A 15383-nucleotide genomic window follows, 5' to 3' on the forward strand; every position below is an offset into this window, starting at 1 on the left:
TTTACCGTGATACAAAGAAGGATAAACCCGCAAAAATGTGCAATTCTACCCGCTACGTTATGCGCAATTTCTTGTGAAAATGGCGTTATAGCGGACTTTTCGGCCATCATGTCGTAGCAATGCAAAAAATGAAGGTTGCCGGAAAAAGATCGGCTGTATAGTCTGAGTATCAGGTTAATTGATAACGTTTACATATTTGAGGAAGGGGAGACATGATGAACGGGAAGACGGACTGGAATACCAACGGCACTGCAACTGCTCAAGCGGATATGGCAACAAGACCATTAAAACAGGAGTCCAATTGGAAAAGACAGATTAAACGAAACAAATGGTTATATGTGCTTGTGCTTCCCGGATTTTTGTACTTTGTCATCTTTAAATACTTGCCCATGTGGGGGATCATCATTGCCTTTCAGGACTACCAGCCTTTCCTGGGCATCCGGGAGAGTAACTGGGTGGGGCTAGAGAACTTTACGAACTTTTTCTCCAATCCAGACTTCTTTCGACTATTACGCAATACGCTGGTTCTTGCTCTGTATGATCTTATCTTCTTTTTCCCGGCACCGATCATTATCGCCTTATTATTAAATGAAATTCGGGTCGCCTTCTTCAAAAGAACGATTCAAACGCTGGTCTATGTACCCCATTTTGTATCCATGGTGATTATCGCCAGTATCACGTATGTGTTCCTGACCCCGCAGGGCGGGGTGTTATACGACCTGATCGCCTGGATTACAGGCAAGCCCATTGATGTACTCTCCAGTCCGGGTTCGTTCCGTCCGCTCATTATTGTGCAGATGATGTGGAAAGAGATGGGATGGGGCACAATTATCTTCCTGGCGGCCCTCGCAGGTGTGGATACGGAGCAATATGAAGCTTCCATTGTGGATGGCGCAGGACGATTACGGCGGATGTGGCATATCACGCTTCCAGCCATTCGTACGACCATAGTCATTTTGCTCATTCTCAGACTGGGGAACTTCCTCGATACCGGATTTGAGCAGATCTATCTGATGACCAACTCCCTCAACCGGGATGTCGCAGACGTATTTGATACGTATGTGTACACGGTGGGGATTACGCAAGGTGCATTCAGTTACAGTACCGCTGTGGGACTATTCAAGTCTGTGGTGGGGATCATTCTGGTGCTTGGCAGCAATAAACTTGCGAAAAAATTCGGCCATCCCGGAATTTATTAAGGAGGAGCGCCCATGAACAGCCGTCTATACAACAGCCCTGCCGGCAAGGTATTTGATATCTTCAATTACGTCATGCTGGGGATTCTGGGCATATTAACCGTCCTTCCGTTCCTGTATATTATAGGGAATTCTTTCGCAACGGAAGCCGAGATCACCGAACGCAGTTTTTTCCTCATCCCGAAGGTATTTTCCTTTAGTGCATATGAGTATATTTTTTCCTCGTCCACGATCTTTCGCAGCATTGGTGTTTCCATCTTCATCACGGTGGCAGGGACACTGGTCAATCTGTTCTTCACCCTAACGATGGCCTATCCACTATCCAGAAGTGACTTCTGGGGCCGTAACGTCATGATGAACATGGTGATTTTCTCGATGTTATTTGGCGGTGGCATGATTCCAACGTACCTCGTCATTCGTGGACTGGGACTGCTCGATTCTTACTGGGCTCTTATGCTTCCTGGCGCGATCAGCGCTTTTAACTTAATAGTTGTCAAAAACTTTTTTCAGCAAATGCCGCCCGGGCTGGAGGAAGCGGCCCGCATCGACGGCTGTTCGGATCTTGGGGTGCTGTGGCGAATCGTTCTGCCTTTATCCAAACCGGTCATCGCCACGTTTGCCTTGTTCTACGCCGTAGGCCACTGGAACAATTTTTTCTCGGCACTGCTGTACATTTCCGACAGTGACAAATGGCCGTTACAAGTCATGTTGAGACAGATCGTGTTGCTCTCGCAAGCCAGTGTCGGAGATATGGCAAACATGGACCCCAATTTTGTACAGCCACCAGAGCAGTCGATCAAAATGGCGGTGATCGTTGTAGGTACCATTCCGATCTTGCTGGTGTATCCGTTTTTGCAGAAGCATTTTGCCAAAGGTGTCATGTTAGGTTCAATCAAAGGCTAAAGCCAAGGGGGAGAACGTATGGGACAAAAAACGGGATTCAAAAAAGGTGCACTGTTACTTTCTGCGTCACTGGTATTGAGTACAATTCTGGGAGCATGCTCCACGGACAAAGCAGGTTCAGGGACCGCTGCGGGTGGAACTGACGAGATTACCATTATGCTTCCGAACTTCGAAGCGGAGAATCCGCCGGAGAACAGCCCGGTCATCCAGAAGCTTGAAGAACTGACCAAGGTGGATGTGAACCTGCAGTGGGTGCCAAGCAGCTCGTACGAAGACAAATTCAACATCACACTGGCCTCGGGAAAGCTGCCTCAGATTATGGTGGTGTTAGGGAAGTCCCCAAGTTTTATTAATGCGGCTCGAACCGGGGCTTTCTGGGAGCTTGGTCCTTATCTGAAAGACTATCCGAATCTGAGTCAAATGAATGAAATCATCACCAACAATGCGTCAATCGATGGCAAAACCTATGGGATCTACCGGGCACGTGCCCTGGGACGTAATGGGGTCACAATCCGAAAGGATTGGCTGGAGAAGTTGGGGCTGGAAGAGCCGAAGACGATTGATGAATTTTACAATGTATTGAAAGCGTTCACGAAAGATGATCCAGACGGTAACGGTAAGGATGATACGTACGGTCTGGTTGCCAGCAAATTCACGGGTCCGTGGGATAACATGCAGGTATGGTTCGGTGCACCCAACAAATGGGGAGATGATGGTAGCGGAGGTCTGATCCCGGCGCATGAGACACCAGAATACATGGAAGCCCTGAAATTTTTTCGGCAAATCTATAGCGAAGGTCTGGTCAACAAGGATTTTGCCGTGATGGATGCAACGAAACTGCCTGATCCATTTGTGAATGGTCAAGCCGGTGTCATGGTAGATGTAGCAGATAATGCGCAGCGGATGGATCAGAAAATACTCGATAAAGACCCAAATGCGACAGGACGCGTGGATGTGCTGCAAGCGATGGAAGGTCCAAAGGGATTGCGTGATATGCCAACGTCCGGTTACTCAGGCCTGATTACCATTTCCAAAAGCAGTGTCAAAACGGAAGAAGACCTGAAGAAGGTGCTGAGCTTCCTCGATCAGTTGAATGAACCGGAATTGCAGGCATTGCTGTACAACGGACTGGAAGGCAAGCAATACGAGAAAAAAGAAGACTACATCATACCAAGCACTGACAAGCTGGCGCTGCGCGACCTGCAGGGTTTAAATCAGATTTTGATGTTTGTGCCGGAAGACAGAACGCTTCGTGTACAACAGACACCTGTCCGTGAAAAGGTTGCACAGGTGCAGAAAGCCAACGAAGAGATTGTCATCGCCAATCCTGGCGAACCGCTGATCTCTGATGTTTACGCTCAGAAAGGACCGCAGCTGGACAATATCATCAACGATGCGCGGATCAAATATATCGTAGGTCAGATTGATGAGAAAGGATTCGAAGATGCTGTTGCCCTGTGGAAGAATAACGGCGGAGACGATTATGTCAAAGAAGTTAATGAACTGTACGCTGCACTGAAGTAGTGTGAAAGGAGGAAGGCAACATGTGGAACGGGGATGCTTTTGAAAATCCCGAGGCGCAGTACAGGGTCCATCCCTTTTGGTTCTGGAACGGGGATATGGAAGAAGAGCAGGTTAAGCGGCAGGTGGCTGAGATGGCCACGCAAGGTGTAGGCGGATTCTTCATCTGTCCGCGTCAGGGGCTACAGATTCCCTATCTCTCTGAAGCATGGTTCGATAAGGTGCGGATTGCAGTGCAGGCAGCTGCCGATCATGGCATGCAGGTATGGTTATATGACGAGTATCCCTATCCGAGTGGAATGGCTGGTGGGGAAGTGACCCTTGATTTCCCTGAAGCAAAGCAGCGTCAGCTCGTGCATCATCAGTTGGTGGTTCAGGGTGAAGAAGCTGTCGATCTGGAGTTGCCATGGGGACGAGTCTTGGTTGCCAAGGCGATTCCCAAGGATGAACAGGGCAAACGGTTGTGGCATGAGTCCAGCGATCTGCGCAGCAAAATCGGCAATATCCAGACCGATCAGGTGTTTCAGGAGACCGGACTCACATCGTATAACCGCAAGCGGTTCTTCACCTACCGAACAGCGTTCCGCTTGTTGTGGGATGTTCCCCCGGGTGATTGGGAGTTGATTATATTTCAAGAAATGGAGATCGACGATTTCAAATATTACGGCAACTTTGTTGATCCTTGCCACAAGGAAGCGATGAGTCGTTTTATTGAACTGACACATGAGCGTTATAAGTCAGCGGTTGGAGATCAATTTGAAAGCGTGATCAAAGGCATGTTCTCGGATGAGATTGCACCGCTGGGTCGTATCCCCTGGTCACCACAGCTTCCCCGTTATTTCAGCGAGCGTTGTGGTTATAGTCTGATCGATTCGCTACTGGCCCTGTTATATGGTGATGTTCCGGACGCGCATCGGATTCGGTATGACTACTATCAGTCACTGCACCTGCTTCTCAGGGAGTCCTATCACAAACAGGTGCATGACTGGTGTGAGGAAGCAGGAATCCAGTATGCGGCTGAAGTGCCTGGGGTACGGATGACCACCCAGTTGTTCAGCCATATGCCAGGTGGTGATTCGGCCCATGAGAAAATTGGACGATCCTTATCGTGGATTCTGGAACGGTACGGCCAAAAGATGCGTGACAATCCCAAGATGGTCAGTTCGCTTGCCCGGCAATTGGGCCGAAGCCGCAATCTGATTGAATGTTTTCACAGTGTAGGCTGGTCCATGACGCTACAGGATGCCAAGTGGATGATTGATCGAATGGCCGCCATGGGCACCAATTTTTATAACTTTCACGCCTTTTTCTATACGATTGGTGGGCTTGCGAAGCATGACGCACCGCCGTCTCAATTTTTACAGAATCCCTACTGGAAGCATTTCCGGCGATTGGGGGATTACACCGGACGTTTGAGCTATCTCATGAGCACCGGAGCAGCAGATATTCGTATTGCCGTGCTTGACCCAACGACGACATTCTGGAGTCTGATGGGGAATCCGCTGCATGGATTTGAATATAGCGGCGAAGACGAAGCAGAACGGGGGCAACTGGAGCGTCTGACGAAGGACTGGATGAGGATCACGACACATCTGCTCGAAAACAGACGTGACTATGATCACCTTGATCCCGAATTGTTGGCTGAAGCTGACTTAACGGATGGCATCATTCAGATCGGCGTTGCCCGTTATGACGCACTGATTCTGCCACCGATGCTGAATCTGGAGGCCGCGGCCTGGGAACAGGTGAAGAGATTCGTTCAGCAGGGAGGAACTGTCATCTCTGTTGGGATGCCTCCGCATATTGCCATCCAGCCGGGAAGTCCGGAGGGAGAGGAAGCTGCCCAGTTCTTTGGTGCGGGCGAGCAGCCACAAGAGGTGTACTGGGGCCGTAGCGTGACAACAGATCACGATATCCGTGAAACCATGTGGCATCAAGGTGAGGGGAATGCCTATTTTCTACCCGCAGGAACAGGGCAGGGAGATGACTTTTCGCTGGAGCTAATCTCTCTCCTGCTCGATCAGGTATTGCCGGAACCCATCTGCTGGATCATGGAGGAGGAAAGTGCCTCCCTGCTGATGCACACCCGTGAATTGTCGGCTGGAGAGCACATGGTTTTTTTGACCAATCAGGAGGGTCAGGAATTGAAGGGGCAATTAAAGCTAGTTGCCAGACAGCTGTGGGATGGAGAGGAGCTGGCAGAGGGTGCTTGTCTTGTGGCAGAACGACTTGATCTGGAGACAGGACAACTTCAGGCATTGCCGTATACGAGCAGTGGTGGGGAATGGTGCATTTCACTAACGCTGGCGCCTTATGAAGCACATGCTGTTCGTCTTACTTTACAAGCTGTGAAGGAAGAGGCTTTAACAGCGAAGTTGGATGTAGCAGACAAAATGGGTTCGGCGTTCGGATCTGATGTATCGGCAGGGACGAATCAAGCCAGTAAGATCAGTATTCCTTCAGAAGGGCCATGGCGATTGGAAACGGTGCAGCCTAACATTTTGCGAATGGGACAATTCCATCTTCAGGCTTCCAATGCTAATGGTGTGATTCTGGAAAGCCAGCATGTAGCTGTAAAACCGTTTATTGATCAGGCGGCAGAATTATCGGAGCAGCAGCATCTGCCACTCCAGTTCAACCAGGTATTTGGCACACCGAAAAAGGCATCCGTTGCTTACCCGATCGAGTGCCGATATACGACCACATTTGAGCTAAGAACGGCATTGCCTGCATGCTTGTTATTTATGGACAGAGCGGCGATTTCGGGCACTTGGTCGATGGAGATTAATGGGCAACCGCTTGAAAAGGAACAATTCGATCCAATCGAAATAACCGACCACAATAACATCGCTTGTGAGATTACGGAGCTGCTGCACAGCGGTCTCAACGAAATGACGGTCATCGTACAGGTAACGAAAGATGAGGATGGCATTGTGGATCCCTTGTATCTACAGGGAAGATTCGGCGTGGAGTTCCATCATGAAGGCATGGCTTCGCTCGTGCGGGAATCGGACACGGCCCTTTGTATCGGACCAGAACCGCAGCCGCTGTATCCCCATTTTGCCGGGGAAATGAGTTATAAACGCACGTTCTGGCTGAATGAGCCAGGGGAAGATATTACCTCGTTTGAACTGGAATTTAGCGATTGGCGGGTGCAGGATGTGACGGAAGTGCGGGTGAACGGACATAGTCTGGGTGTGAGATGCTGGTCTCCGTATCGTTGGAAAGGAGAGGCCTCCTGGTTGCGTCCGGGAGACAACGACATTGAAGTACGGATCACGAACACATTAATTGGCCTGCTGGAAGGTACGTATTTTGATTCAGAACATCATCGATTACAGGATGCAGGTCATGTACCTGTTGAAGAATTCGGATAAAGGAGTGGTAGCAGGGATGGGACATCGTATTCAGTTTGACCGCTATCCAGGTGGTGTGATGAAAGCGTTAACGCTCAGTTATGACGATGGAGTGGTGCATGATCGCAGACTGCTGGAAATCTGTAATCGGTATGGTTTGCGGGGAACCTTTAATCTGAACTCCGGTACCCTGGGTAATCCAGGCCGCATTGAGGCTGGGGAAGTCGCTGAACTTTATACGGGGCATGAAGTAGCCGTTCACACGGTTACTCACCCTACGCTGCCTTATGTTCCGAATGAACTATTGACCGAAGAGATTATGGAAGACCGAAAAGCATTGGAGCAGCTCGTCGGTTATCCGGTACGAGGCATGGCTTATCCCAACGGAGGGTATGACCGTGCGTTAAGTACCAAGCTGGAGTGGCTTGGCATTGATTATGCCCGTACCGTTGAATCACATGGCAGATACACGTTGCCAGATCGGCCGCTTGAATGGCATCCGACGTGTCATCATAACCATGATCTGGCGGGGCATGCCAAACGTTTTATCCAACATTCCAAAACAGGTACGCCACTATTACTTTACGTCTGGGGTCACAGTTATGAGTTCAATGATAACGACAACTGGGAGATCATCGAACAGTTCGGTGAGCAGATTGGCGGCAGGAATGACATCTGGTATGCGACGAACATCGAAGTGATTGCCTATTGGAAAGCGGTACAACGACTGGAGTGTTCGGCCGATCGATCCATCATCCATAATCCGTCTGCCATCTCGGTTTGGTTCACCGCAGATCAGCAGGTTGTTGAAGTGCAGGGTGGAGAGACATTGCGGCTAAGCGAACGAATCAAGGTATAAGGAAGGGAGCTGACGATCATTCGTTATTTTCATGAGAACGAGGCGATTGCAGGCAAGGTGTACGATTCAATTCCGGATATATTGACAACGGTGGCTCAGCGTTATATTGGCGATCATCCGAAACATTCCTTTTTGTTCAGAGCCTATCATCAGGGAGGTTTTCGCAGGCTGGGCGATTATCGTTACGACCTGAATCTGAATGAAAAATGGGTAGAGGCGTGTGCAGGGCAATACGTGTATGTATGGGGCAAGTTATGGAGCGAGCAGAATACAACGTTAAATACGGGTCTGAACTGTTATAGTCCAGTGACGATCTATGTGAATGGCGAAGAGGTATTCAAGTCCGAGTTGTTGCAGGAGTTATTTCCCGAGCGAAGAACCCAGATTCCGATTTCCGTGAACTATGGCTGGAATGATGTGTTGCTGTGTTTTGTCAAAACAGAAGTGGGATTCGGCGGTATCTACGGAACAGCCTCATTCAAAAATTTCCCACTCCACTTCCTCACTCCTGGGGCAAATCGTCAGGGTCAGGAAGGCTGGTTATATTCGGAACCCGTCGATGAACCTGTATTATCTCTTCCTCGTGACGGCATGACGGAAGAAGAGACGGGCCTTACCTGGTATCCGCGCAGGGACTGGACGGAGTTAGAAAAGAGCAGGGGGTGCTTCTCCAGAATTCTGGCAGTTGCATTGGGTACAACAGGTTCAGCAGAATTATCAGGTACTAAACAACCCGCTGTTGCCTATGCATGGTCCAAACTGGATGTAACTCAACCGGGATATTCACCTGTTCTTCTGCAAGGAAAACATGAAGGTGCGCTCACCCTGTACGTGGCTGGTAAGGAAGTATACTCTGCTGGAAGTAGCGGTGAATTCCACCTTGAACTCCCGCGCCGTTACGGTTCTTCGAATCTGGTCGCGAAAGGTGAAATTCAGGCAGTGGGCGGTTCATGGGGATTCACGTTGGAAGATGCCGAGCGTTCGGGTTCTACAGGCTGGAGACTGAAACCGCCTCATCCGGTTGCAGGATGCTCTGACCCCTGGCTGTACACAGGTGTGTTTGCTCCCGGTGCTGAACCATCCCACGCCGACATTGTGAGAACTGATACCGTATTTGATGATGGCGGACAAGGTGTATATTGGCGGGTAGATCTTCCTGATACGCATGTTCGTCCCTATCTGGAGAACACACATTACGGAAAGTGGAATTATCCGCTCGGCGTTACCCTGCTTGGACTTCTCCAGACGGGACAGGAATTGGGACGGGATGATTACATTCAGTATGTGCGGCAACATATTGAACTGAGCACTTCATTTGACCGCTATGGTCTGTGGGATCGGGAAGGGTACGGTGCGGCAGGGATCAATAATCAGCTGTCTGCCATAGATAGTCTGGATGATTGCGGTTCGTTTGGGTCTACGCTGCTTGCTGCGATGGAGTTCGGCGATATTCGTGGGGGAAGAGATACCGCGGATCGGATTGCGGGCTACATTACGGATGAGCAGGAGCGTCTGGAGGATGGTGCCTTTTACCGGGTTCGCGGCAGTGGGGAGATGCGTAAGGAGACGATGTGGTGTGATGACTTGTACATGAGTACACCTTTTCTGATGCGTTATGGTCAGTTGACAGGTGATGCGACGTATTGGGATGATGCGGTTAATCAGTTCCTGATGTTCCGTAAATACCTCTACCTTCCCGATCAACAGATCATGTCCCATGTGTATGATTTTGTGCGTGGTCGGGCGACAGGTATTCCGTGGGGACGAGGGAACGGCTGGGTGCTCTTTTCATTAACCGAATTGTTATCCATCCTGCCACATGATCATATGAAACGATCGGAATTGCTAACGTTCTATCGTGATTTAAGTCAAGGTTATCTGGCGCTGCAAGGGGAAAATGGACTATGGCATCAGGTGCTGAACCGTCCGGATTCGTATGAAGAAACCTCCTGCACGTCCATGTTCATCTACGCTTATGCCCGTGGTATTCGGGAAGGCTGGCTGGAACAGCCTGAGCCTTATCTGGAGGCTGTACGCAAAGGATGGGAAGGCATGACGCGTTTGTCGATTGACTATAAAGGTAATATATACGGGGTATGCCGCGGTTCCGGGTACTCGTTTACCGCCTTGTATTATCGCGATGATCTGGGATGGAATCTGAACGATACCCATGGGATCGGCATTGTGCTCTTGGCAGGCATTGAATTGTATAAAATGAACCAGAAGCTCCGTGAGAGGCATATATGTGAAGTGCATAATTAATTCGAGGCAGAAGGCTTGATGAAGTCCTTTGAAGTAAAAGAAGACGAATTAGGCAAGTAAGTTACCTAAATCGTCTTCTTTTTGTTCTATTGCCACGATTTTTTTGGATATTGTGGATCAATCGACAAATTTTGATAGAAAGCTACAAAATGGTTTTATTATAATAGGGAAGAGCCAGTTATTCTATCATAGGGAGGAATTGAATTGCAAAACAAAGGGAGATGGACAAGGTGGACTGGAGCATGTGTATTGGGTCTGGGACTATTATGCATGGCTTCGTCCGTAGAGGCGGCAGGGAAAACAACTTATGTATATGATGCCAACAATCGATTAACCTCTGTGACAACCGCGAGTGGAAAGGTATATACATATCAGTATGATACCAACGGAAATCTATTAAAAATAGTTCAGCGTGCAGCCAAGTGATAAGTACAATTCATACGAGGAGAGATTGATGATATGAAGAGAAGGCTATCCATTCTGCTTATTTTTACTTTTTTGGCATCGATATTATTTCCACCAGAACTTGGGATACAACGTGCTGCTGCTTCTTCATCCTATGACACGCTGAATACCGTGAGTGTGACAGAAGACGTATACGGCGATGACTTATTGAACCCCGCGTTGGGAGGCGCTGTGGATTCGAATGAGCTTATTACCATTACGACCGTATCTGAACGTTTTCAAGTGGAGCGGGACTGGATCATTCTTGAACTGGGAAAAGGCTACGCGTTAAATGAAATCTATCAGGCGTTGATTGCTCAGGAACTAGGGGGTTCATATGAGACATACATACAGGAGAAATATCCAAACGCCTTAAATCATTCATTCACGACTAGTCCTGAATCGGTTACCTTTGAAAATGAACCTGGTTCATTGGGACGGGTCGATGAGCCTTCGGTGACAGAGGCTACATACAACGATGAATATGTGTCCTCTTCTGTGACAGACGAGGTGTATACATCGCCTCATTCATTCGCTCTCGCTGCCAACGGTTATGATGACATCGCCTTACAGCGTCAGTCCATCAAGTTCGACCAGGCTCCTTATGGAGTGGGATCGGTAAATGATAGTATCTCTACGAGCGATGGCTCGCTCAATATAAGCGTGGTGGATCTGGTCATGCCAGGGGCCAACGGTCTTGATTTTACTCTGCGTCGCAAGTATGACAGCTCGCTGGGCAAGGACCAGATTGGTGCGAGAGTAAATCCTGATTTTAAAAACACAACCGAATCGACAACAGAGGAACAAAAATTTCCAATTGGTAAAGGCTGGACCTGGGATCTGCCTTATGTGAAACATGAAGGCGGTGGGACGTATGTTCATATTCCGGGAGTTGGTACATTCGCCGATTCTGAAAGAGGTGGGTTAGCAGGATATCCATGGGAGAATCTGGACTTTGGGCTTGTACACTCCGATCTCTATGTTTCAGGAGAAAAAGCAAACTATGTTTTAAAAGATTACAATACCGGAATTGTTCAATATTTTGATCAGGCGGGAAACATTCTGCAAATTCGTAATCAGTATAATAACACCATTGAATTTTATTACACCACCAACGTAAATTACGGCACCGTTCTGAGTTTTGTTATGACTCGGGCTGGCAAGGGACAGCCAGTGCAGACGATGGATTTTTCATACAGCGCGAATGAGGTCAAAGCTTCCTTTAATGATCGGGTGGTCACCTATAAAACGCGAAATGTGACGAGCAACAATCGTACTCAGCGATTGCTCGATCACGTCATTGATGCAGAAGGAAGAATAACGAAGTATGGGTATCTTCGATGGAATGGCTTACTTTTCAACCTAATTGATTACTACAAGGATTACACGGGAGAAAATCAGCAGGTCTATTGGGGATGGAATGACTGGCTCGTTTTGGCCTCCATTGAGCATCCGACCAAAGCGATGACGCAATATACTTTTGGCGGAACTGTCCTGCGAAAACTGGGACCGACTGGCGCGGAGACTCAACCTCGATATGGTCAGCGCAGAGTATACTACAGCACAGCAGGACAGGAAGTATCCAGCCAAATCAATGTGAATTATAGCGGCGATATTGGTGCAGTTTACGGACAAAACAATACCTTTACGACCACGGTAGAGGATGGGCTAACCCGAACCGAGTACAGTTTCAAGAAACAATTTGTTGCACATAACAAACCGGATGTGGTCTATAATACGCAAATCAGTAACCGGGCAATTGAAGGGGATCAGCGGCGGGTTACAGCCTATTCTTACAATGAGGCTGCTTATCGCAATGTTCCGACCCGGATTGAAGAACGTTCGTATGATACAGGTGGAGCTTCCAGTGCAGCGGTCACGACCCTGCAGTACAACAATTGGGGGCAGGTGATTGCCCAGACGAATCCACTGGGTGCAACGATCAAGCCCACATATGAGATGAAGTTTTTCAGTGGATACGACTTGTCACCAGTGATAGCCCTTACCCAAAGCACGGAAACGGGCGGTAGTAGCCAACAGGCAACCACCAGTTACAGCTATGATTCGGTTACCGGATCATTAGCACAGTCAGTCATACGGGACAGCCAAGGCAATCTTCTGGGCCAGACTAATTATCAATATGATGGATACGGAAACCCGATTGTGCTCCAACTGAAGGGAGAGACGGCAGATACCATCGTTCGTCAGCAGTTTGGTTACAAGTCCATGCGGCCTACCCGGCAGGAAGTTAATGTAAAGGATGCAGCAGGGAAGAGTTCCGCGGTTATCCTTCAAGCAGGGTATAACGTTACCGGAGAGATGAACAGCTACACGGACGGCAATCAGAATATAACAACGACGGCCTATGACAAGCTTGGGCGTGTTATTTCCGAGAAGAATCCGGATGGAAGCATGACCACCTTGTCCTATGATGACGTGAATAATACGTTGACGGTAACGACACCTGATCTTAGCAAAACGGTATACCGTTTTGACCCGCTAGGCAGGTTGTCTAGTGAAACGAATGTGCGGGGCAGCAAGACGTATACGTATGATGCATATGATCGAATGATCGCTCAGACGGATGCGACAGGACAAACAATCACGTACACGTATGATGCCTTCGATCGGGTCATTCGCCAGCAGGACGGAACGTCCACCACCCAAATGGCTTATGATGATGCAGCATGGACCCTGACAATCACCGATGGCGAAAACAACCGCATTCGGGAGACCTATAATGTCATGGGCCAAGTGACCAAAAAGGAAGAACTCAGGGCTAGCGGCAACGTGGCTTTGGCCACCTATACGTATGACAGCGTAGGCAACGTCATCTCCGTCACCGACGGAAACGGCAACCTGACCACGAATAGTTATGATGCCTTGTCCCGTCTCTCCTCGGTGACCGATGCCGAGAATAAAAAGACAAGTTATACGTACAATCTCGGTGGTGACTTAACCAAAGTAACCTATGCAGACGGAAAAACTGTCCAGAAGCGTTATGATGAGATGGGACGTTTGCTCGTCCGGACCGATCCCTTGGGACAAGTCACGACCTATACGTATGATGCGAATGACAATGTGACAAAAGTGCTGGATCGCAAAGGGCAGGAACGCACCTACGTATACAACAGCCGCAACTTCCTACTGGAAAACCGGGCCAGTGACGGCACAATCTCATACACCTATGATGCCATGGGCCGGAGAACTGGCATGGGCGATCCTACCGGAAGTACCCAATATGCATATACACCCGTCGGTGAACTGGAGAAAATCACGTATCCGGATGGGGCGACGTTAACGCTGGGTTACGATGCCCGAGGAACACGTACGCGTCAGACCTTCCAGCAAGGCAGTTACACGCTCAATCTGGGTATGTCGTACAAGGGAGCTTCTGTACTTCCAGCATCGCTGAACTTAACCAATGGGAGTGGAACGACGCTCGGCAGCTTCGCCTACACCTATCGGGGTAACAATAGTCTGGCCCAACAAAGTGCGGGGTCTGGCTGGAAAGAGACCTACACGTACAACGGACTGAATCTGACCGGGCTCACCCATACGTTCCAGGGAACAAACGGCCCGAGCTACAGCTATGCCTATGATAACAATCGAAATATTACGAGCAAAACAGATCAGGGAATCGCTTCCCAATACACCTATGACAAGCTAAATCGAATTAAAACGTCCAGCCCGTATCAGGAAACGTATACCTACGACGTGCGGGATAACCGGAGCAGCCTGGAGAGTGAGAGGGAGTGGAGCCCGCCTGCACCAGCTTCTTACACTTACGATGCTCGCAATCAACTAACAGGTGCTACGGTTAACGCCCAGACGGTGAGCTACCGATACAATGGTGACGGTCTGATGACTGAACGAAGTACGGGAGGTCAAACGACTCGGTACTACTACGATGATCGTGGGTTGCTGATGGCCGAAGGCACGGTAAGCAGCACGGGAACGGCGCAAATCACGGTAGGCTATGTCTACGATGCCACTGGCAAACTGATCGCCCGGCAGATCGCCGGAGAAAACCAGCTCCATTCCTATGTGACGAACGGACACGGGGATGTCACGGAAATCCGGGATGCGTCAGGCAATATATTAAACCGATACACATACGATATCTGGGGCAACCCGGAAATGACAGAGGAGACCGTCCCGAACGTCTTGCGTTATGCGGGGGAATATTGGGATGATGTCACGGGACTACAGTATTTAAGAGCTCGTTGGTATGACCCGTCCACGGCCCGTTTCATTAACGAGGATACGGTGGAAGGGGAACTCACGAATCCCCTGAGTTTGAACCTGTACACGTATGTGGAAAACAACCCATTGATCTATGTCGACTCCAGCGGAGAGTCCAAACGACCAGCAAAGAACTCTTTAGAGGGGTTGGGGGCAGGGAGTGGAAGTGCCAGTGCTGGCGCAGGTAGATCATCTGGAGGAAGTTTTGGTGGGGGCGGAAGTAAAGGTGGAAGTAGAGGAGGAAGTAGCAGCGGATCAAGTAGTAATAAGCCATCGACTTCAAGTAATGGGCAATCGATCCAGGGGGCGGCTAAGCTTTCAGATACGATTAGTAGTAAAGCCTTTAAACAAATTTTTAAAAAGTGGGGTAAACAAGGTGTCGACGCCTTTGTAAAAGCGGCAAATAAGGGATTAGTAGGCCCGCAAGGACAAAATGGAATAAAATTATTAAAAGGTGACGGAATAAGAATCGGTGGTAAAACTTATACTCATGAAATTAAGGTTTTGAATAAAGAGTATGGTGATTATCGAATTTTTGGATATGTTGATGAGGCAGGAAAATTTATTTTTGACCAATTTAAAAAGGGATTACATTAA

The 15383-nt window shown here is 48.9% G+C and carries 8 protein-coding genes; all 8 read left to right on the forward strand.

Annotated elements, in window-relative coordinates; all coding sequences use genetic code 11:
- The first annotated feature begins 269 nt into the window (after positions 1-269).
- The 8 genes from D829_RS0129625 (at position 270) to D829_RS0129660 (ending at position 15383) form a co-directional block, all read left to right on the forward strand.
- The gene (locus tag D829_RS0129625; RefSeq protein WP_026081491.1) at positions 270-1199 is read left to right on the forward strand and encodes a sugar ABC transporter permease; all 930 of its coding nucleotides are present in this window, start codon (positions 270-272) and stop codon (positions 1197-1199) included.
- A gap of 12 nt (positions 1200-1211) precedes the next feature.
- The gene (locus D829_RS0129630; protein WP_017692544.1) at positions 1212-2099 is read left to right on the forward strand and encodes a carbohydrate ABC transporter permease; all 888 of its coding nucleotides are present in this window, start codon (positions 1212-1214) and stop codon (positions 2097-2099) included.
- Positions 2100-2117: 18 nt separating this feature from the next.
- Positions 2118-3623: an extracellular solute-binding protein gene (locus tag D829_RS0129635; protein ID WP_017692545.1), complete on the forward strand. Its 1506-nt coding sequence runs from the start codon at positions 2118-2120 to the stop codon at positions 3621-3623.
- A 20-nt stretch (positions 3624-3643) separates the two neighbouring features.
- Positions 3644-6997 (forward strand): glycosyl hydrolase, encoded by a 3354-nt coding sequence (locus tag D829_RS0129640; RefSeq protein WP_017692546.1) that lies wholly within the window; start codon positions 3644-3646, stop codon positions 6995-6997.
- A gap of 16 nt (positions 6998-7013) precedes the next feature.
- Positions 7014-7835 (forward strand): polysaccharide deacetylase family protein, encoded by an 822-nt coding sequence (locus D829_RS0129645; protein ID WP_026081492.1) that lies wholly within the window; start codon positions 7014-7016, stop codon positions 7833-7835.
- Between the two features lie 57 nt (positions 7836-7892).
- A complete protein-coding gene (locus D829_RS0129650) occupies positions 7893-10097 on the forward strand; it encodes a glycoside hydrolase family 88 protein (protein ID WP_017692548.1) in 2205 nt (734 codons plus the stop codon).
- A 204-nt stretch (positions 10098-10301) separates the two neighbouring features.
- Positions 10302-10523: an RHS repeat domain-containing protein gene (locus D829_RS0129655; RefSeq protein WP_017692549.1), complete on the forward strand. Its 222-nt coding sequence runs from the start codon at positions 10302-10304 to the stop codon at positions 10521-10523.
- A gap of 33 nt (positions 10524-10556) precedes the next feature.
- On the forward strand, positions 10557-15383 hold the full coding sequence (locus D829_RS0129660; protein WP_026081494.1) for an RHS repeat-associated core domain-containing protein: 4827 nt from the start codon (positions 10557-10559) through the stop codon (positions 15381-15383).

The organism is Paenibacillus sp. PAMC 26794 (assembly GCF_000316035.1).
In the GTDB taxonomy this organism is placed as follows: Bacteria; Bacillota; Bacilli; order Paenibacillales; family Paenibacillaceae; genus Paenibacillus.